We start from the raw sequence: 18,071 nt of genomic DNA on the forward strand, positions 1-18,071 counted from the left end.
GGCACCCTCAACAAAGAGGGGTCCTGCTTGGTTTGACGACGCAGGGAGAAAGTTATTACTCAGATTCACCCCGATACTTTGTAACAAATGAGGCCCGGGGGAAAATCGTCTTCTGGTGATCAAGGCCCTGCTCCGTTCCCCGTTTTTCATGCGCTTTATTGTAAGCCTGGGAGCTTTGCCAGTTTTTAAAAGAATCCTCGCTGTCCCACTGAGTCAGCACCACATAAATGTCAGAGTTTACAGGACGCAAAACACGAATTGCTATAAATCCGGGCTCCTGATCAATTAAGCCTGCGCGGCTTTTAAAACGGTGTTCAAACACTGGGCGGCCCTCTTCTGAAACAGGAATATTATTAAATACGAAAAAACCTTCCTGTGTAAGCACGCCGGATTGTTCAAACACTTCGTAGCTTCTTGGCTGATTAAAGAATGTTTTGCCTTCCGTTTCATGAATAAGCAAAGCAGTATCTTCCCCATGAAGAAGAACGAGTGTTTCATCCTGGTGTTTTTCCATTGTCTTATGTAAGAAATCCTCTGTTCCAAAAGTCATGAAAATGTTCATAAAACCCCTCCTATTCTTACTTCATATTTACCCACAAGCCTATTGAATAATCCAGTATTGTGCCTTGGCCAGGAATAAAAAGAGTCGATTTTATGACATTTTATTTTGTTTGCTATACAGTGCATGTTAATAGGGCTATAGTGAGAATTAAGCAGAAAGAATGATCGGAAGCCCGTGGAAATTACAAGTACATTCGCGGGTTGTTTGATTAAAAACAAGATATAAGAACTGAAGGGTGGATGTTTAAATCAATGAAACCATTTAATGATACGTTTTTGCGTGCAGCACGAGGAGAAAAGGTGTCCCATACACCAGTTTGGTATATGCGGCAAGCTGGCCGTTCTCAGCCTGAATATCGCGCGATTAAAGAAAAATACTCCCTTTTTGAAATTACCCATCAGCCGGAGCTTTGTGCGTACGTCACACGGCTGCCTGTTGAAAATTATAATGTAGATGCAGCAGTGCTTTATAAGGATATTATGACGCCGCTGCCTGCCATCGGAGTGGATGTTGAAATTAAATCGGGTATTGGTCCGGTTATAGACAATCCAATCCGTACCGTTCAGGATGTTGAAAAACTCGGTATGATTGAACCGGAAAATGATATACCATATGTCCTTGATACAATAAAACTGCTAACTAAAGAACAGCTTTCTGTTCCTTTGATTGGATTCGGCGGCGCCCCTTTTACGCTTGCCAGCTATATGATTGAAGGCGGACCATCTAAAAATTATCATAAAACGAAAGCCTTCATGTACCAGGAACCAAAAGCATGGTTTAAACTGATGGATAAGCTTGCAGAGATGACCATTCGCTATACAAAAGCACAAATTAAAGCAGGAGCGGGAACGATTCAAATATTTGATTCCTGGGTGGGCACAATGAATGTAGAGGACTACCGCACTTATATAAAGCCTGCAATGGAAAAGATCTTTACGGCTCTTCGCACTGAAGGCGTACCGCTTATTATGCATGGTGTCGGTGCCGCGCATTTAGCGAAGGAATGGCATGATCTTCCATTGGATGTGGTAGGACTTGACTGGAGATTATCGATTGAGGAAGCACGGGAAAAAGGACTAACAAAAACTGTTCAGGGAAATTTGGATCCATCTCTTCTTTTATGCGACTGGTCAATCATTGAAGCCAAAGTAAAACCCATTCTCGATCAGGGATTAAAGCAGCCAGGCCACATTTTTAATCTGGGTCATGGAGTATTTCCGGAGGTTAAACCGGATACATTAAAACGCTTAACTTCCTTTGTGCACGAATACACAGCAAAATAAACACATTGTGTGAGCTTTTATATTGGATCATAGGTAACGAACATGTTAAATAAGAGAATGATATTACTACTTCATGAGGTGAGAAAATGAAAAAGAAAATGGGATTATTGGTTATGGCGTATGGTACGCCCTATTCAGAAGAAGATCTGGAACGCTATTACACGCATATACGCCGCGGCCGCAAGCCATCTCCTGAACTTCTTGAGGACTTGCGCTCACGCTACGAAGCAATTGGAGGCATTTCACCATTAGCCAAAATCACGCAGGAACAGGCAGAAGCACTCACTGCGCGTTTAAATGAAAGACAGGAAGAAATTGAATTTGTAATGTATCTGGGACTAAAGCATATTGAACCATTTGTTGAAGATGCCGTTGAACAAATGAACAAAGATGGAATCGAAGAAGCCGTATCCATCGTATTGGCTCCTCATTTTTCCACATACAGCGTAAAATCCTACAATGGACGAGCTAAAGAAGCGGCAGAAAAAGCTGGCGGACCGGTAATTACATCTGTTGAAAGCTGGTACGATGAACCGAAGTTTATTCAATACTGGTCTGAAAAAGTTACATCTGTTTTTGGACAAATGAGCGAAGCTGAAAAAGAAAAAGCGGTCCTGATCGTTTCCGCCCACAGCCTTCCGGAAAAAATCCTGGCAGGCGGCGACCCTTACCCGGATCAATTAAAAGAGACTGCGCGGTTAATAGCGGAACAGGCTAAGGTTGAAAATGTAGAAATTGGGTGGCAAAGTGAAGGAAACACACCTGATCCCTGGATTGGACCGGATGTACAGGATTTAACCCGTTCGCTTCATAAAGAAAAAGGCTACACAAGCTTTGTTTATACACCGGTAGGGTTTGTATCGGATCATTTAGAAGTCCTATTCGACAATGATTATGAATGCAAAGTTGTAACCGATGAAATTGGTGCAAATTACTACCGTCCGGAAATGCCGAATACGCAGCCTTTGTTTATAGATGCAATGGCTGACAAAATAGAAGCTCTAATCAAATAAAGCAACATAAATAAGAAACAGAAAGTGATGAGTAGTGTGTCTTTAGTAAAGAAAAAAGTTGTCATTATAGGCGGGGGCATTACCGGCCTTTCAGCTGCGTATAAACTGGATAAGGAAAGTAAGCGCCGCGGATTGGACCTGGAAATCACTTTAATTGAATCAAGTCATCGTCTTGGCGGAAAAATTCATACCGTCCATAAAGACGGCTTTGTCATTGAAAAAGGCCCGGATTCATTTTTAGAACGTAAAAAAAGTATGTCAAGGCTTATTCAAGATGTAGGCTTGGCAGATCGCCTTGTACCTAATTCAACCGGCCAGGCTTTTATTCTGATGAACGATAAACTGCATCCGATGCCAGGCGGAGCCATCATGGGGATCCCTACGCAGATAAAACCATTTATTACAACGGACCTTGTTTCGATGACAGGAAAGCTGCGAGCAACAGCTGATTTTATCCTGCCGCGCTCAAAGGGGGACGATGATCAGGCACTTGGCACTTTTTTCAGGCGCCGCTTAGGTAATGAAATTGTGGAAAATATGATCGAACCGCTACTATCTGGTATCTACGCAGGTGATATTGACCAAATCAGCTTAAAATCTACTTTTCCACAGTTTTATCAGCTTGAACAGGAGCACAGAAGTTTAATTGCCGGCATTAAAAAAACATCTCCTTCTCCACAAGTTGATCACAATGGAAAGAAAAAGAAGAAAAGCATGTTCCTGACGCTCACATCCGGCCTTCAGTCTTTGGTAGATACACTCGAAGAAAAACTTACCGATGCATTGATCCTGAAAGGGGTTAAGATCGAGTCTATTGACCATGCTGATTCAGGCCGTTACTCATTAAAAATGAACAGTGGAGAGTATATTGAAGCAGACAGCGTTGTTTTAGCCGTGCCACATCTTGCTGCGCAATCCATTTTTCATAAAAAAAATCTTCTTTCACAATTTAAAGATGTACCGGCTACTTCTGTTGCGACAGTTGCGATGGCATTTCCAAAAAACGCAGTGGCTAATATGGTGGACGGAACGGGCTTTGTGGTTTCAAGAAACAGTGATTATACGATCACTGCCTGCACATGGACACACAATAAATGGCCGCATACTGTCCCGGAAGGAAAAGTATTGCTAAGGTGCTATGTTGGCAGAGCAGGTGATGAAGCTGTTGTAGACCTGGCGGATGACCAGATCGAAGCGATCGTGCTGAATGATCTAAACAAAATTATGCACCTGGATGCAAAACCGGATTGGACGATTGTCACTCGCTGGATTGATGCAATGCCTCAGTATACAGTAGGGCACAGAGAACGACTGGCTGATATCCGTAATGAAATGCAGCATGCGTTTCCTGGTGTTTACCTGGCTGGCGGTTCCTATGATGGAATCGGACTTCCTGACTGTATTGATCAGGGAGAAAAGGCAGCGGACGATGTACTTGACTATATCGTTCGTTGATTAAGTACCAGTTGAGTTCTTCTGTTTTAATTATCCGCTTCATTCTTTGATGAGTTATGGTTGAAGGGTAGTAAAAGTTCAGAAAAAAACCGAGCATAAATTCGAATTCTCTATTTGGAGTTCGATTCATGCTCGGTTTTTCTTATTTTTAAGGTATGATAAATGATTTTCTTCTAGCTGAACGATTTTACGACCTTACAGCACGAACATCATAAGCGTTTTACTTGAAAATACCAAACGGCTTTCCAATTGGCAGAGTAATTTTGCCGAAATGAGTATTGAGTACACCAGCAGCCGCACCATAAAAGCTGAATATTGCAATGAGAAGCTCAGCAACAGCGGCCAGCATATGCGTTGCCTCTGGAGCAACTCCTAATGTGGATAAGGCAAGACCAATAAATAAAAAGTCAATTAAAACAAAAATAAAGAATAGCACTTTATTTGTTTCCATCGCTCCAACCGTCATAAATAATGAAAAAATTAAATAGCCAATAAAGGCAATCCCTAATTGGTTTGGATCTACCGCAGCAGCAGCAGCTTCGCCGAAAACCCCATATTCGATTAACCAGGAGGTCCCCATTCCGAGCCAGAACAAACCAAAGGCGCCAAAGGCGGTTGTACCGAACGTGTTGTTGTGCTTTGCGTCCAGGACGCTTGCAAAAAGCTGCGCAAATCCCCCAAGGAATATCGCCCATGGTAAAACAAATGAAAGGCCGTCAGTCCAGCCTAATTTAGCAGAAGAGGCAACGAGCGTCACCATCGCTAAACCGAATAATCCAATAGCAGAAGGATCTGCTGTGGTAATTTGCACTCGCTGTGTTACTTGATTTTGATTCATTTATTATTAACCCTCCTAAAATACATACTTGACTAATTTACATAATAAATGGAGGGGATGCAATAAATAATAATATGTAAGCGAAATTTTCATTTTTCTCTTTTAAAGTAAGGGCTTTCAATGGAGATCTGCTGTTTTTTACTAGAAACTATACACAAAAAAACACCCTGGCTGACTACAACAGATTTAATCTGTTATACAGCAGGATGTTTTGTAATTTGAGATGTGATTATTGAGAAGCGTTGCATTTTTCACATTTCGTACCATATGCTTCAGCTTGTTCTTCCATCTTTTCTCCGCAGGATACACATTTCTTTGGAGGAAGATTTCTGAAAAATTCCATTACGTTTTCCAGCATGATGATCCTTCCTTTCTTATTAGCTGTTATACAACTAATTTATTATTTTCTATATTGTATTATAACAGTCGTTGATTCGTCAAGGCTATTTCCTCATTTAATTACCCATTAATGAAAAAATGGTTCAAATGAAGTATAGTATAGAAAGTTAATAGTCTACTATTTTAGGGAGGGGAAAGCAGATGAAGGTCACTGTGGTAGGCTTTTGGGGTGGCTATCCTAAAATGAATGAAGCAAGCTCAGGTTATCTAATTGAGCAGGATGATTTTCGCATTTTGCTGGATTGTGGAAGCGGCGTTCTAAGTCATCTCCAGCGATATGCAGCACCAGAAGAATTAGATGCTGTTGTCATTACGCATTATCATCCTGACCATATTGCAGATGTTGGGGTCTTGCAGCATGCGCTGCTTATTCAGCAATTTCTTCAGAATAAAGACATCCACGTAGATGCTTATGGACATGGAGAGGATCAAACTGGTCTAGCTTCACTGCATTATAAGGAGCTTATGACCGGTCACGCATACATACCAGAAAGAACCTTAACCCTTGGTCCTTTTACCTTATCTTTTTTAAGGACAGTTCATCCTGTCCCATGCTATGCTGTGAAGGTGAAAAGTGATTGTGGTACGATGGTTTTTACAGCAGATTCAGCTTATCAGGAGGCATTTATTTCTTTTGCTGAAGATGCTGATTTACTCATATCGGAATGTAACTTTTATAAAGGCATGAACGCAGCAGAAGCAGGTCATATGACGAGCGAGGATGCAGCAGCGATCGCTGATGCAGCTAAAGTTAAAACCCTTTTGCTTAGCCATCTTCCTCATTTTGGCGATTTAAATCAGCTTGTCAGTGAAGCTAAGGAAACGTATGATGGGCAAATTCTGCTGGCTTCATCCGGCCTGACCATTACCTATTCTCAAGGAGGAACTTCAAATGTTATTTATAGATAATAAAGGGATTACGGATCCACAGATAAACTTGGCTATAGAAGAATATGCTCTAAAAAACCTGGATATTAATCAGGATTTCCTGCTGTTTTACATTAATGAGCCGTCTATCATTATTGGAAAAAACCAGAATACAATTGAAGAAATTAATACAGATTATGTTGAAAAGAATCATATTCGTGTAGTACGCCGTCTTTCAGGAGGCGGGGCTGTTTATCATGATTTGGGCAATTTAAACTTCAGTTTTATAACCAAGGATGACGGAGACAGCTTTCATAATTTCAGAAAATTTACTGAGCCTGTAGTAGAAGCTCTTCATCAGATTGGTGTGCCTGCAGAGCTTAAAGGGCGCAACGATTTAGTAGTGGGAGAACGCAAAATTTCCGGCAATGCGCAATTTTCTACAAAGGGCCGCATGTTCAGTCATGGAACACTCATGTTTGATTCGGAGATTGATCATGTTGTGTCAGCCCTAAAAGTCCGTAAAGATAAAATTGAATCAAAAGGGATTAAATCAATACGCAGCCGGGTGGCCAATATCTCTGAATTCATGGAAGAGAAAGTAACGATTGAAGAGTTTAAACAGCTGATTCTGCGTCATATCTTTAATGGGGAAGAAAATATTAAAGAATATGTACTAACCGATCAGGACTGGACAAATATACGTGAGCTGTCAAATGAACGTTATCAGAACTGGGATTGGAATTATGGGAAATCACCTAAGTTCAATCTCCAGCATTCTCACCGGTTTCCGGTAGGGAGTGTAGATGTACGTTTGGATGTAGATAAAGGCAGAATAGAAAATTGCAAGATATATGGAGATTTCTTTGGTGTAGGAGATGTAAGCGACATAGAAAAAAGACTTACAGGTCTCCGCTACGAAAAGCATTTAATTGAAGATGCATTAAAAGATATAGACTTAAAGCATTACTTTGGAAACATTGAGAGAGAAGAATTTATCGACCTGTTATATTAATCCATACAAGTTAAAGCAGGCGGCCAGCACTGTAACCGTAAACACCTGGAAGTGCGGTGAATCGGTCAATTGAGGATGAGATAGTTGTCTCATCCTCTTATTTCATTTTAATTAATGAAAACGCTCTCTTGATAATCATTTCATAGTTGGATATAATTAGTTAGAATATTCTCGATTATTTACAGTGTTCTATTAGCAGCAGGTGATTGAAGGGGAAGTGGAGTTTTTTTAACAATAAAAATGAATGACTAATCATTCATATACTGAACAAAGGGGATGTACCTATGAATTTGTCAGATCGCTTGAGAGAAAATGCTATGCAGCACGGAGATAAAGCAGCATATACTTTTATGGACCAGACTGCCTCCTACGGGGAATTAAATGGAGCAGTTAACAAAATGGCAAACAGCATGGAGGCAATGGGGGTTAAAAAAGGGGATCATGTAGGTCTTCTCCTTGGAAACTCTCCTCATTTTATTGTATCACTTTATGCTGCTCTCAGAATCGGAGCAACGGCAGTGCCCATTAATCCAATTTACACACCAGATGAGATCTCATACATTCTGCGAGATGGTGATGTTAAGATGGTAGTAGCTTTAGATTTACTGCTGCCGCTTGTTGAAAAGGCACATAAAATTCTTCCAGAGATCAGTCATTATGTTATTTGTGAAACGAGTTCGCATACACAGAACCAAATTGAGCATCTTGAAGAAGAAATAAAAAGCAAAGTAACATCGTTTACCCACGCCTTAGCCCCGTACCCGCCCGTGTATGAAGGTCCGGAACTGGTGCAGGATGATGTAGCAGTCATTTTGTATACTTCAGGTACTACTGGAAAACCAAAAGGGGCCATGCTCACTCATAGGAATGTATATTCAAATGCAAAAGATACAGCTGAATATCTTGCGATTACAGGTGAAGACAAAGTGATTGCCGCGCTGCCTATGTTTCATGTATTTGCTTTGACAGTCGTCTTAAATGCACCTCTTATTAATGGAGGCACCATCATCATTGTGCCGAAATTCAGCCCAAAAGACGTATTCGATCTCACGAAAAAATATGAGGCAACGGTTTTTGCAGGAGTTCCAACTATGTATAATTTTCTTCTTCAATATCCGGATGCAGACCCTGCTGATTTTGCCTCTGTGAGATTATGTATTTCTGGGGGGGCTTCGCTGCCGGTTGCATTGCTGCATCAGTTTGAGGAGAAATTCAGTGTCAGGGTTTCCGAAGGCTACGGTCTATCAGAAGCCTCGCCCGTCACCTGTTTTAATCCTCTTGATAAAGAGAGAAAAGCGGGATCAATCGGAACGTCGATTACAAATGTGGAGAATAAAATCGTTAATGAATTAGGGGAAGAGCTGCCGCCTGGAGAAGTAGGCGAATTAATTGTTCGCGGTCCAAATGTAATGAAAGGATATTACAAAATGCCGGAAGATACCGGAGCAGCCATACGAGACGGCTGGCTGTTTACAGGGGATTTAGCAAAAAAAGATGAGGAAGGATACTTCTTTATTGTAGATCGCAAAAAAGATATGATCTTAGTAGGCGGTTATAATGTATACCCACGTGAAGTTGAAGAGGTTTTATATTCCCATAAAGATGTAGTCGAAGCGGCAGTTGTGGGAGTTCCTGATCCTGATTATGGAGAAGCTGTGCAGTGCTTTGTGGTTAAGAAAGACGGCTCTTTAACAAAAGAAGATTTGCTGGAATTCTGCGGAAAACAGCTTGCCAAATACAAACTTCCTACAGTAGTGGAATTTATTGAAGAATTACCTAAGAATACAACAGGGAAAATTTTGCGAAGAGCCTTGCGTGATCAAGTGAAACAGGGGTAATAATACGTGTAGAATATCCATGATTAAACGCGCCTGCTGTATTCAGCAAGCGCGTTTTACCTTGTCATGAACGTTTTTCTTCATCCAGTTCTTTTTTAATTTTTCGGGAAAGCACAATATAGCGCCACGACCCGGCTAAAACCAATACGCCGGTTCCGCTTGCAATAATCCATTCTGAAAACCAAACAGCTCCATGTAAACCCGCAAAGGGAATAGCAGTTATAAAGGCAATCTCTTTTCGCTGTGTAATCCAGTTATTCAGTAATTGTTCTTGTTTATGCTTTTTTTGCACCATTCTTCGGTATCTTTTTGGTTCTTCTAACGCTTCCTGCAGTTTGTAAGGGGTGCTCAATAAAGGCTGGAAGTAGCGCTGGGCCGTTTTCAGCAGCTCTTTTGATGAATTTTTTTCTTCATTTCTTCCAGTCACCCATCCAAGGACAGTGGGCCGGGCCATTTCAATGAAATCGGCATCTGGATAAATACTGTAGATAACACCGGTAAACGTTGAAATCGCTCTTCCGAAAAAAGCAAACTCGCTTGGGAGCTGAATAGGCTGAGACCTTACAATTTCCTGAATGTCTTCGAGTAATCGATCCATTAAAAAGCTGTCTCCATCCTGCCATTCATTGCTTTTATAAAGTCTCACAACACGCTCAATTACTTCTGTTAGGACTTCCTTATCCGCGTGCGGCAGTAAAAATCGCAGCGATTCCAATGCCTGAATTACATCTTCATACCGCTCAAAAATAATTCCCTCTACTGCAAGCTGGACAGCCTGTGCATCTTTATTTCGAATCATGCCTACCATTCCAAAATCAATTAATACGATCGTTCCGTCTTTTTTAATTAAAATATTGCCGCTGTGAGGATCTGCATGAAAAAGCCCTTCATTTAAAAGCTGCTCAATAAAAAGCTGAAGGAGGCGGTCAGCCAAATCAGAGCGGTCGATCTGAGCTTCCTGTAAAAAGTTCTGATCATTAATTTTTGCGCCTTCAATCCATTCCATAACCAGCACCCGGCGAGTAGTAAAGTCGGTATAATAAAATGGTATACTGATGCCAGGCTGATGATTGAATCGCTCTCTGAACGTTTCGCCATTTTGCAGCTCCTGACGAAAGTTAAGCTCTTCTCCTATGACCGTTGTCATTTCTCTGTATAAGGCCTTTAAATCGATCTGCTTGCCGAATGAGGTAAACTTTTGAGCAAGCCAGCTGACGATTTTTACTGCCTTAAAGTCTGTGCGGATGATCGTTTCAATCCCTGGTCTTTGTATCTTTACCGCGACAGTGTCGCCATTATGGAGTGTTGCTTTGTAAACGTCTCCTATAGAAGCAGATGCCACAGGTACATCAGAAATTGACTGAACAATACTTGAAGTATCTGTATTCCATTCACTTTCCATCACGCTTTTTGCCTTTTCCCATGGCACAGGCGGAACCCGGTCTGTTAGGCCGTCAAGCTCATTAATAAAGGATTTTGGCATTATATCTGCCCTAGTTGATAAGAATTGTCCAAGTTTTATCATGAGACCTTCAAGTTTTAAAGCAAGCTTTTTGTATTCTCTTGCCTGTCTTCCGGTTAAACGTGACCATTTTTCTTCTACATTCGAATTCCAGCTGCCTTTATATCTTTTTTGAAACCAATAGATTTGAATGAAAAATTTAGTGGACATCCAGACGATTTTATAAATACGGTATATGGCAAGGTTCTTCGTGTTAAACACCCCTAGCTGTCTATTAATCTGTTTTTCTTGATGCGTATAAAATAATTACCACTCTTTCAATTAATTTAAACGAATGCACATGTGCAGCCGAGAGAAAGAGGTGATACAATTTAAAAATGTAAGTGTTTACATTTTAATTGATTAAGGGAGAGATTATACATATGAAAACCATTTTATTAGAACAAAAAAATCATCTGGCGGTTGTCACACTTAACCGCCCGGAGGCTATGAATGCATTTAACTGGGACATGCTGGCTGAACTGGAGGAGACAGTAGAATCAATTAAACTGAATCCTGAAATTCGAACAGTTATTTTTACAGGTGGGGGTCAAAAAGCATTTAGTGTAGGGGCTGATTTAAAAGAGAGAAAAACCTTGAATGAACAGCAGGTAAGAAGAAATGTATACAAAATTGGAGAGGTATTTAATGCAGTCGATTCTCTTCCGCAGCCGACCATTGCTGCAATGAATGGTCATGCATTCGGCGGGGGAATGGAGCTTGCTTTGGCATGTGATTTTAGAATTGCACAAGAAAATGCTCTAATGGGACTTACAGAAACAAGTCTGGCAATTATTCCAGGAGCAGGGGGAACTCAGCGTCTGCCGCGGTTAATTGGTGAGTCAAAAGCACTTGAGCTTATTTTAACTGCAAAACGTTTAACAGCTGATGAGGCTTTGCAAGCAGGCCTCGTCACAAAAACAGCAGCCGGAGAGTTATTTTGGGATGAAGTAATGAATCTGGCTGAGGGTATTCTTTCAAATGGACCGGTTGCTTTAATTCAGGCGAAATATGCGGTAAAAACCGGCATGAAAGCTGATCTTCAAACCGGTCTTCAAATCGAGCGAAAAGCTTATGAACTGACGATTCCAACGAAAGATAGAATGGAAGCACTGCTTGCATTCAGTGAAAAAAGAAAGCCGAATTTCAAAGGAGAATAGCACAAGAGGTTCAAAGGAGTTTTCTGTTTTCAGTAGGGGTGCTATAGAGAATATTTTTATATACCTGCCTTTACCGGATTCTCCAGACGAAAGACTGGTGTTGGGAGGTCCTGGCATTACAGAAAAATTTAAAGGAAGGATCTATTAGTAGTGTGAGGTGAGTAAAGCAGCGTGGACTTCTGCTAAGAGCGTCCGCCTGCAGCCAGGTGAACCGGCCAAAGAGCCTGAGACACATGTGTCTCAGGCTCTCATTTTTCTACTGATAATTTACAATTGCGGGGCTTGGTTCGAGTTTTACCACTTCTTCAGGCGTCATGACAGGCTCGTCTTTATCGTAAAAAACCTTAAAGCCTCCATACTGAAAAGGGTCATCGCGAACATACTTTTTATAGAGCGCCATTTTATCAGTTGAATTTCCCCAGCCGTCAAAATTAAGTGCAACTTCGACGTTTTCGGTTGGCTGGATGGCATCTTTATTGGTCAGCACATGCTCCGTGAACTGATGGACGAGTAAGAACTTATCAGGCAGATTGTTTTCTTCAGTCAGCTTGGACAGGTATTTAACAGCTTCCTGAACTTCCTGGCCATTAACCTGGCCAAGGTCTACACCCGGTACTTCGCCTTCATCCACCTGAAATTCAGTATCGATCGCCAGATGAACATGCGGATGCTTAAGCCATTTTTCAATGCTCTTTACCTGATTCATTACGGTATCGGTTCCGAGCTGGATATCAAGAAGAACAATCGCGTCGTGCTTCTCTGCCAGATTTACATACTCCTCGATTTTTTCATCGGGGAGCTGGCTGACGTACGTTCCATTAGGGCCTGGATCACGTTGAGCCATCGTAGTTATCAGTTCAATAGTTGGAATCGCCGGTCTGTCCGGATCCGCATCCGAATAAGCCTGCGTCTGTTCTTTCAGCTGCTTCATAAACTCTTCAGGCTCAAGTGTCCCGAGAATTCCCATGTTTTCAGATTGAGGCGTGCCATAATAAGCAACGAGCCGATGATCCTTCAACGGTCCATCTGTTTGATCCTCTATATCCTTCGCAAGTGTTGCACCAGCAGGAATGGATCGGGCAGAGTCGCCGCCAAGCGCCATCTGCTGCTCCGGCATATTATTTTGCTCCTCCTGGGATAAACTTTCATTTAAAGGAACAGCATCTTCGGAGGGAGTTAAGGCCTGGTAAGGTGCCTCGGGTTCCTTCTTCTCCTCAGGCTGGGCTTCTTCTTTTTCCGGAGCTTCTTCTGCTGCCTCTTCAGAACTCTGCGGGGTGCATGCTCCTAAAAGCAGTATAACTAAAACCGCCGCAAACAGCTGTGTGTTTTTTTTCGTCATGTTTTCCACATCCTTTTAAATGAAAAGATTGGGTATACAGGGACAAGCTAGAAGTAATGCTAACACAATTTTCTCAAGGTTAGACTGTTGTAATCAGATTGAAACGGAAACATAATGGCTTTAAATTATTTAATATGGAATATGATGCTGAGCAGGCTCGAGCAATTTGTGATTTTTTCGCTTCATCCGTTGTTTGTTCCTGCACGTATTTGTATACTATAGTAATCAATCAGAAGGAACGTCTAAAATAAGAGTTTGTAAGAATTGAAGATTATACATAACTTACTGTATAAAGGCAGGGGAATATCATGCAGCAAACCGCAGTACAATCTATTCAATCTGATTTTAAAAAAGGAATTCAGGCAGGCATGAGCATTGCAGTAGGGTATGTCCCGGTTGCTTTAACATTTGGATTGCTTGCTAAAACAACTGGACTCACGCTGTTAGAAGCCATTTTAATGAGTATGCTTGTTTTCGCCGGGGCAGCTCAATACATATCTTTATCCTTAATTGCGGGCGGGGTTGGGATTGGCGTCATTATTTTTAATACCTTTATTGTAAACATCCGTCATTTTTTAATGTCTGCTTCTTTAAATGAAAAGATGGACGACGCACCAAAAAGAACAAAATCTTTGTACGCGTTTGGCATTACAGATGAAACCTTTACGGTTATTGCTACTAGAAGCGGTAAATCTTCTGCATCATTCGCACTTGGTGTTATGTTGGTGGCCTATGGGAGCTGGGTCTTAAACACAGGTGCAGGTCATTTAATCGGTGCAAGTCTGCCGGATTTCCTTCAAGCAGCCATGTCCATAGCTTTGTATGCAATGTTTGTGGGTCTTCTCATGCCTTCTCTGAGAAAGAGTATCAAGGTCTTATACCTGGCCCTGATCGCAGGCTGCATTAACAGTGCTTTAATTCTTACAGATTCAATGGAAACCGGGTGGGCAATTATTGTTTCTACTATACTCTCTGCAGCAGCAGTTGAGACAGCAATCTTACTCAAGAGGAAGGCGGGGGTTCAATGAATTGGGAGATGCTCTTATTAATTGCAGGAATGGCGGTTGTTACTTATATTCCCCGCGTGCTGCCGTTTACCATTTTGGAAGGAAAGGATCTGCCTCCATTTATTCAGTCTTTCCTAAGCAGTATTCCGTATGCTGTATTAGGCGCATTAATATTCCCTGGAATTCTTCTTATCAGGGAAGGAGATATCTGGTTTGGATTGGTAGGAGCATTTGCTGCATTTGCGCTTGCACTGGCTGGAGCTAATGTTATGATCGTTGTGATTGGTTCAATTATTGTCCTTTCAGGTTATATGGCTGTTTTTTAGCATTAAAGAATTTTGTTTAAACCAACAGGAAATGGCGGGAAGGTGGAGTAGGATGGTATAGTATGTGGAAGAATCCATATACATGATCATCCGCTCTTTTTTGCTGCTGTAAAAAATGAGCATGCGGGTGCAAGAACTAATAGAAGGCAGGGAATTGAATGGAAATAGCAGACCGCTTTATCTATGCCTTAAAGCGTTTTTTTAAAGAAGGATTTTATGATCAATCGGCTCAAACAGCATATTATTTTATGCTGTCAATTTTTCCATTCCTTTTTATGGTTATGTCTATTGCAAGTTTCTTTCCGATTCGATCAGATGAATTAATTGCCGTAATACAGCCATATGCACCGCCTAGTACATATGATTTAATCGAATCTAATTTGTCCTCTATCCTAGACTCAGGACAGGGTCAAATTCTCTCGATTAGTGTCATATCTACATTCTGGCTGTCTTCAATGGCCATTCAATCACTTGTCCGGTCTTTAAATGATACGTATCAAATAAAAAGAGAGAAGAATTTTTTAAAAGGATTATTCAGTGACTTCTTTTTAACTGTAGGATTAATCTTTATCTTGCCATTAACTATATTAATTCCTATATTAGAAAAATTTGTCCGGCGCTTGGCAGAAAATGCTGTCTGGCTGCAGGTTGATTGGCTGTCATTATGGGGACCAATCAGATGGGGGCTTGGGTCTCTTATTTTGTTTTTATTTTTCTGGCTGCTTTACCGCTACTTGCCCAGCCGGAAATTAGGCTGGAAATCTGTAATTCCGGGTGCTTTATTTGTTACAATTGGCTGGCAGGGGATATCTGAAGCATTTTCTCTTTATGTAGGTTACGGTAACTACACTCAATTATATGGACAGCTTGGTTCTGTTGTTGTGCTTCTCGTATGGTTTTATCTAACTGCCTTTATTTTATTATTTGGAGGCTTATTAAACGCCTATTCTATTCAACATAAGAGCCGCTAAAGAAAAGGGGGAAGAAAGTTGTCAGCTATTGTGCTGTTTGACGGCGATTGTCACGTATGCAACTGGAGTATTCAATTTATTATGAAGCGGGATCCCTCAGGAAAGTTTAAGTTTGCTTCTCTGCAAGGGGATATCGGCCGGAAACTGACAAAAACGTACAAATCAGATCCTATGATTGATTCTGTGCTTTTAGTTGAGAATGATTATATGTGGAGCAAATCGACAGCTGCGCTTCGGATTTGCAGAGAGCTTGAAGGTCCCGTGCGCTTCCTCTCGCTCGGTTTAGTCATTCCCAAGCCTCTGAGAGATCTTGTCTACGATTTTATCGCACGTAATCGATTTCATTGGTTTGGAAGAAAAGAGCAATGTGATCTTCCTACAAAAGAAGAGCGAAGAAGGCTTTTGGATTAGCCTTCTCCGCTCTTTTTTAATTTTACAGAAAAACGGTCTTTTAAGAGCTGAATGCAAAGCACGAGACACAGCATTCCCATTAACCATAAAAGACCCGCAACACCCATAAGAAAATGGATTTGATCAACCGCATTATCGATCGGTGTAAGACCATCTGACTGGTTTCCCAATCCCATCCAGAACAATAAATGAGCGCCAATCATTAAAATCAGATGAACGATCAGCCATAAAAGGATCGTTTTCAATTCAGGATATTTTTTTACTGACCACAAAGTAAATAGTATAATTCCAGCTGCAACCGCCACATATCCCCATTCGAGGATGGCTAGAAATACAGAATTTAATTCATAGTGATTCATGAACAGACCCCTTGCCTTGAAGAATATAGTGTATAAACCTATTATTCATGATTCAAGAGGCCAATGCTACCATTATCCATGACGATTTATTGAAAAATAAAAAAGCACTGAAATTTTAATATACTGAACCCCCTCCTTTACTGTATTTATTTTGAAGGGAGGGGGTTCAATCTTTACACACCGTGTGTGTCCTTTAAAGTATTTAATTCTTTCGAGTATTCCATGAACGCTTTTTGATCTTTTTGATCCAATGCGTCATTAATTGCGATTAACAATTTTTCTTTGCGATGCTTGATTAATATTTCGTTGAGTACCATATCAACGTATATTTCCATCATCGTCATTTCACTTGATTGTTTTTGAGGGACGGTTGACTCATTCATGAATTCTGCGAACGACTTGTTATTTTCCATCTTCATCACCTCTGCTACTTTTTTTCATTATAGTGAATAATCAGAAAAATTTCAACCATTAAATACTTTTCTTTTTACGGTGATTCATATGTATCAATTGTAAATATAGTTCTATAGTTTTGTAAAAATATAAAAAAATGTAATTTAATATATACAACCGTCGACTATATCGATATTATTATTCCATAATAATAAAAGGGAGTGATTTAATGGAAGAATTTAAACGCGTAGACTCTTATATAATCCATACTCATACGATGCTGCTTGAGCCTTGGATGGAGGGAAAGGAAAAGAAAACTATAATATATGAGAAGAATGCTGAGCCTATTATTGCAGAAAAGCAGCCTCAGGAGATTATACAATCTTCCTGCCTCTACTTTTTGTCTTCATATGAAGGCCGAAAATTATCGACAAAGTCTTTAACGAATATTCGCCACAAGCCTCCTATTGTAATAGACCCCGTTACTGGCGTATATTTTTATTCTACTCACTCGGATACAAATCCGCATAATCATTGGGTTTCACTTAAGCACACACATGATCAGCAGGCATGCCAGGGAAACTATACCAAGGTTTTATTTATAGATGGAAGCGAAAGAAGTCTTCCCGTTTCATACCAATCCTTTATTCAGCAATATTATAAAGCGTCGCATTTATTTTGCAAAGCTCAGCTTAACCTGGATGAAATAAGAGAAAAAACAGAGCCTGAATACACAGTGGAGCGTCAGGCAAACCGATTGATGATTATGGAATATTTAAATCGGATCGAGCGTAAGCGGGTATAAATTAATTCTGAAAGGTTATACCGGCAGATGGAGGCAATTTTTGTTCTTCCATCTTCGTGTTTAACCTTTCCAAAAGGTAGAAACGGAGCAAGTTCTCCGTATGATTCCGAAGCCTCGGGTTAAAATAGTTATGTCTTTCCTCATACCCCCGGTAAATAAACAAATAGGAAGTAAAGGCTTCATCCGAACCCAGTTTAACCACCTTCATATTTTTCATCTTCATTTTTTTCTTAACGGCAGCCAGATCAGCCTGTACCGCCCTCATTGCAGCTTCAATAATTTCAAGATACGGTTTTTTAAGTTTAAAACTGCTTTGCTCAATCAGTTGACGATCCCGTTCTAAAACGGTTAAAAGCATGGGAAAGTAAAAAGCGTTTTCCAGTAAGTCACGATCCTCAGCCGGTATTCTCGTCATAGTGAATCTCCTCCAAAAAAGAACGTATGTTCGTATATATTATTCTACACACATTTATAGAACTTACAACAGGAATTTTTTTCTTCAGATACCGGTTGTCAGAGCAGCGATCAT

Annotated in this window: 20 protein-coding genes; 12 read left to right on the forward strand and 8 right to left on the reverse strand. The window is 40.7% G+C overall.

Going from position 1 to position 18,071, the window contains the following annotated elements; genetic code table 11:
* Positions 1-55: 55 nt before the first annotated feature.
* Positions 56-562 carry an antibiotic biosynthesis monooxygenase family protein gene (locus ACQCT8_RS11905; protein ID WP_426871364.1) on the reverse strand — a complete coding sequence of 169 codons (507 nt, stop codon included), beginning with the start codon at positions 560-562 and terminating at the stop codon, positions 56-58.
* 251 nt (positions 563-813) lie between these two features.
* Between ACQCT8_RS11905 and hemE the strand changes: the two genes are divergently transcribed.
* The 3 genes from hemE to hemY all read left to right on the forward strand — a co-directional run bounded on the left by hemE (position 814) and on the right by hemY (position 4,313).
* The gene (gene hemE / locus ACQCT8_RS11910) at positions 814-1,845 is read left to right on the forward strand and encodes a uroporphyrinogen decarboxylase (protein ID WP_426871366.1); all 1,032 of its coding nucleotides are present in this window, start codon (positions 814-816) and stop codon (positions 1,843-1,845) included.
* A gap of 86 nt (positions 1,846-1,931) precedes the next feature.
* On the forward strand, positions 1,932-2,858 hold the full coding sequence (gene hemH, locus ACQCT8_RS11915) for a ferrochelatase (protein ID WP_426871368.1): 927 nt from the start codon (positions 1,932-1,934) through the stop codon (positions 2,856-2,858).
* Between the two features lie 27 nt (positions 2,859-2,885).
* The gene (gene hemY / locus ACQCT8_RS11920) at positions 2,886-4,313 is read left to right on the forward strand and encodes a protoporphyrinogen oxidase (RefSeq protein ID WP_426871370.1); all 1,428 of its coding nucleotides are present in this window, start codon (positions 2,886-2,888) and stop codon (positions 4,311-4,313) included.
* Positions 4,314-4,533: 220 nt separating this feature from the next.
* Here hemY and ACQCT8_RS11925 read toward each other — a convergent pair whose 3' ends face one another.
* On the reverse strand, positions 4,534-5,151 hold the full coding sequence (locus ACQCT8_RS11925; protein ID WP_426871372.1) for an acetate uptake transporter: 618 nt from the start codon (positions 5,149-5,151) through the stop codon (positions 4,534-4,536).
* A gap of 229 nt (positions 5,152-5,380) precedes the next feature.
* The gene (gene yhfH / locus ACQCT8_RS11930; RefSeq protein WP_278242110.1) at positions 5,381-5,509 is read right to left on the reverse strand and encodes a protein YhfH; all 129 of its coding nucleotides are present in this window, start codon (positions 5,507-5,509) and stop codon (positions 5,381-5,383) included.
* Positions 5,510-5,691: 182 nt separating this feature from the next.
* On the opposite strand from yhfH, the gene ACQCT8_RS11935 reads away from it, so the two are divergent.
* The 3 genes from ACQCT8_RS11935 (at position 5,692) to ACQCT8_RS11945 (ending at position 9,270) form a co-directional block, all read left to right on the forward strand.
* Complete coding sequence (locus ACQCT8_RS11935; protein ID WP_426871374.1) at positions 5,692-6,459, forward strand: MBL fold metallo-hydrolase; 768 nt, start codon at positions 5,692-5,694, stop codon at positions 6,457-6,459.
* Positions 6,443-7,432 (forward strand): lipoate--protein ligase, encoded by a 990-nt coding sequence (locus tag ACQCT8_RS11940; protein ID WP_426871376.1) that lies wholly within the window; start codon positions 6,443-6,445, stop codon positions 7,430-7,432. The genes ACQCT8_RS11935 and ACQCT8_RS11940 overlap by 17 nt, the downstream gene beginning before the upstream one ends.
* 284 nt (positions 7,433-7,716) lie before the next feature.
* The gene (locus ACQCT8_RS11945; protein WP_426871378.1) at positions 7,717-9,270 is read left to right on the forward strand and encodes a fatty acid--CoA ligase family protein; all 1,554 of its coding nucleotides are present in this window, start codon (positions 7,717-7,719) and stop codon (positions 9,268-9,270) included.
* Positions 9,271-9,334: 64 nt separating this feature from the next.
* Here the strand turns inward: ACQCT8_RS11945 and ACQCT8_RS11950 are convergent, their stop codons facing one another.
* Positions 9,335-10,993, reverse strand: a complete 1,659-nt coding sequence (locus ACQCT8_RS11950) for an ABC1 kinase family protein (RefSeq protein ID WP_426871380.1) — start codon at positions 10,991-10,993, stop codon at positions 9,335-9,337.
* 161 nt (positions 10,994-11,154) lie between these two features.
* On the opposite strand from ACQCT8_RS11950, the gene ACQCT8_RS11955 reads away from it, so the two are divergent.
* Complete coding sequence (locus ACQCT8_RS11955; RefSeq protein WP_426871382.1) at positions 11,155-11,931, forward strand: enoyl-CoA hydratase-related protein; 777 nt, start codon at positions 11,155-11,157, stop codon at positions 11,929-11,931.
* Positions 11,932-12,187: 256 nt separating this feature from the next.
* Here the strand turns inward: ACQCT8_RS11955 and ACQCT8_RS11960 are convergent, their stop codons facing one another.
* Positions 12,188-13,270, reverse strand: coding sequence for a hypothetical protein (locus ACQCT8_RS11960; RefSeq protein ID WP_426871383.1), 1,083 nt, complete (start codon positions 13,268-13,270; stop codon positions 12,188-12,190).
* A 308-nt stretch (positions 13,271-13,578) separates the two neighbouring features.
* On the opposite strand from ACQCT8_RS11960, the gene ACQCT8_RS11965 reads away from it, so the two are divergent.
* From ACQCT8_RS11965 to ACQCT8_RS11980, 4 genes are all read left to right on the forward strand, one after another.
* Complete coding sequence (locus ACQCT8_RS11965; protein WP_426871385.1) at positions 13,579-14,298, forward strand: AzlC family ABC transporter permease; 720 nt, start codon at positions 13,579-13,581, stop codon at positions 14,296-14,298.
* Entirely contained in the window at positions 14,295-14,603 is a 309-nt protein-coding gene (locus tag ACQCT8_RS11970; protein ID WP_426871387.1) for an AzlD domain-containing protein, read from the forward strand. The genes ACQCT8_RS11965 and ACQCT8_RS11970 overlap by 4 nt, the downstream gene beginning before the upstream one ends.
* Positions 14,604-14,761: 158 nt before the next feature.
* Positions 14,762-15,574 carry a YihY/virulence factor BrkB family protein gene (locus tag ACQCT8_RS11975; RefSeq protein WP_426871389.1) on the forward strand — a complete coding sequence of 271 codons (813 nt, stop codon included), beginning with the start codon at positions 14,762-14,764 and terminating at the stop codon, positions 15,572-15,574.
* An 18-nt stretch (positions 15,575-15,592) separates the two neighbouring features.
* Positions 15,593-15,985 (forward strand): thiol-disulfide oxidoreductase DCC family protein, encoded by a 393-nt coding sequence (locus ACQCT8_RS11980; protein WP_426871391.1) that lies wholly within the window; start codon positions 15,593-15,595, stop codon positions 15,983-15,985.
* On the opposite strand, the gene ACQCT8_RS11985 is transcribed toward ACQCT8_RS11980, so the two are convergent.
* A complete protein-coding gene (locus ACQCT8_RS11985; protein ID WP_426871393.1) occupies positions 15,982-16,344 on the reverse strand; it encodes a hypothetical protein in 363 nt (120 codons plus the stop codon). The genes ACQCT8_RS11980 and ACQCT8_RS11985 overlap by 4 nt on opposite strands.
* Before the next feature lie 173 nt (positions 16,345-16,517).
* Positions 16,518-16,757 carry an IDEAL domain-containing protein gene (locus tag ACQCT8_RS11990; protein ID WP_426871395.1) on the reverse strand — a complete coding sequence of 80 codons (240 nt, stop codon included), beginning with the start codon at positions 16,755-16,757 and terminating at the stop codon, positions 16,518-16,520.
* 209 nt (positions 16,758-16,966) lie between these two features.
* On the opposite strand from ACQCT8_RS11990, the gene ACQCT8_RS11995 reads away from it, so the two are divergent.
* A complete protein-coding gene (locus ACQCT8_RS11995; protein ID WP_426871397.1) occupies positions 16,967-17,542 on the forward strand; it encodes a competence protein ComK in 576 nt (191 codons plus the stop codon).
* A 1-nt stretch (position 17,543) separates the two neighbouring features.
* On the opposite strand, the gene ACQCT8_RS12000 is transcribed toward ACQCT8_RS11995, so the two are convergent.
* Positions 17,544-17,957 (reverse strand): hypothetical protein, encoded by a 414-nt coding sequence (locus tag ACQCT8_RS12000; protein ID WP_426871399.1) that lies wholly within the window; start codon positions 17,955-17,957, stop codon positions 17,544-17,546.
* Positions 17,958-18,071: the final 114 nt, after the last annotated feature.

Source organism: Jeotgalibacillus proteolyticus (assembly GCF_050107735.1).
GTDB classification, from domain to species: Bacteria; Bacillota; Bacilli; order Bacillales; family Jeotgalibacillaceae; genus Jeotgalibacillus; species Jeotgalibacillus proteolyticus_A.

Bases quoted from the DNA above. Each gene is read 5' to 3' on its own strand.
- ACQCT8_RS11905 (WP_426871364.1), bottom strand. From the start codon at position 562: ATGAACATTTTCATGACTTTTGGAACAGAGGATTTCTTACATAAGACA.
- hemE (WP_426871366.1), top strand. From the start codon at position 814: ATGAAACCATTTAATGATACGTTTTTGCGTGCAGCACGAGGAGAAAAG.
- hemH (WP_426871368.1), top strand. From the start codon at position 1,932: ATGAAAAAGAAAATGGGATTATTGGTTATGGCGTATGGTACGCCCTAT.
- hemY (WP_426871370.1), top strand. From the start codon at position 2,886: ATGAGTAGTGTGTCTTTAGTAAAGAAAAAAGTTGTCATTATAGGCGGG.
- ACQCT8_RS11925 (WP_426871372.1), bottom strand. From the start codon at position 5,151: ATGAATCAAAATCAAGTAACACAGCGAGTGCAAATTACCACAGCAGAT.
- yhfH (WP_278242110.1), bottom strand. From the start codon at position 5,509: ATGCTGGAAAACGTAATGGAATTTTTCAGAAATCTTCCTCCAAAGAAA.
- ACQCT8_RS11935 (WP_426871374.1), top strand. From the start codon at position 5,692: ATGAAGGTCACTGTGGTAGGCTTTTGGGGTGGCTATCCTAAAATGAAT.
- ACQCT8_RS11940 (WP_426871376.1), top strand. From the start codon at position 6,443: ATGTTATTTATAGATAATAAAGGGATTACGGATCCACAGATAAACTTG.
- ACQCT8_RS11945 (WP_426871378.1), top strand. From the start codon at position 7,717: ATGAATTTGTCAGATCGCTTGAGAGAAAATGCTATGCAGCACGGAGAT.
- ACQCT8_RS11955 (WP_426871382.1), top strand. From the start codon at position 11,155: ATGAAAACCATTTTATTAGAACAAAAAAATCATCTGGCGGTTGTCACA.
- ACQCT8_RS11960 (WP_426871383.1), bottom strand. From the start codon at position 13,270: ATGACGAAAAAAAACACACAGCTGTTTGCGGCGGTTTTAGTTATACTG.
- ACQCT8_RS11965 (WP_426871385.1), top strand. From the start codon at position 13,579: ATGCAGCAAACCGCAGTACAATCTATTCAATCTGATTTTAAAAAAGGA.
- ACQCT8_RS11970 (WP_426871387.1), top strand. From the start codon at position 14,295: ATGAATTGGGAGATGCTCTTATTAATTGCAGGAATGGCGGTTGTTACT.
- ACQCT8_RS11975 (WP_426871389.1), top strand. From the start codon at position 14,762: ATGGAAATAGCAGACCGCTTTATCTATGCCTTAAAGCGTTTTTTTAAA.
- ACQCT8_RS11985 (WP_426871393.1), bottom strand. From the start codon at position 16,344: ATGAATCACTATGAATTAAATTCTGTATTTCTAGCCATCCTCGAATGG.
- ACQCT8_RS11990 (WP_426871395.1), bottom strand. From the start codon at position 16,757: ATGGAAAATAACAAGTCGTTCGCAGAATTCATGAATGAGTCAACCGTC.
- ACQCT8_RS11995 (WP_426871397.1), top strand. From the start codon at position 16,967: ATGGAAGAATTTAAACGCGTAGACTCTTATATAATCCATACTCATACG.
- ACQCT8_RS12000 (WP_426871399.1), bottom strand. From the start codon at position 17,957: ATGACGAGAATACCGGCTGAGGATCGTGACTTACTGGAAAACGCTTTT.